Source organism: Oleiphilus sp. HI0066, from assembly GCF_001635725.1.
The window spans coordinates 1-713 of the sequence record NZ_LWFH01000375.1; the positions used below are offsets into that span (position 1 = coordinate 1).

The window sequence follows — 713 nt, forward strand, 5'->3', positions numbered from 1 at the left end:
ATCCTAAGACTACAACGGTGCGTTATTTCCTTCGTCATATGAAGAATGACTTCAAACTAAACATGCGAAGAAAATTTGGTTAACGAGAAGCCTTATAATCGAAAACATATGAGCGCTGAACTTAAGCAGCGCTCATAAAAATTTGGAGGTTGTTATTCCAATAAGAAATGGGCACGCGCTAAGGCAATAGGCTTTTCTCTTCTTTGCTGCCATGCATGCACTTCCACATTCGCAACACGCCCTCCCTGACGAGTCACTTCGCAGTGGACGAAAGTATCTCTATCTAGACCGGCACGTAGATAATCGATCGAAAAATCGATAATCCTAGGAATCACGCCCCCAGGTTGCGTGGCTAGCAAATGCAGCATGCTCGCCATTTCCATAAAGCCACCTAATACACCACCATGAATCGCTGGCAAAATAGGGTTTCCTATATTACTTGGCTGACGATTTAACTTGTAAAATCCTGCGGCTGGTTCTCCATCTAATTCCACCCCAATATAAGACGCATAAGGGATAGCAGAAATCAGTGGTTCGAAATCTTTCGTTGCGAGTGCTGATGCACGAAGGTCCTTTAAGCTAACCTGCGATCGTGTGTTCTCATTGAAAGTAAATTCGGGTATTTGAGTGCCTTTGGTCATATGTTCCAAAGATGGAATACCTTTGGCACCCATGCGCATAAACGTGGCCACACAATGCGCGACAGTGCGATC

General features: G+C 44.6%; 1 protein-coding gene. It reads right to left on the reverse strand.

Translation table 11 applies throughout. The annotated features are described in order from the left end of the window. Positions 1 to 152: 152 nt before the first annotated feature. On the reverse strand, positions 153 to 713 hold a 561-nt coding region (locus A3738_RS05215; RefSeq protein WP_231876539.1), incomplete at its 5' end, for a PaaI family thioesterase.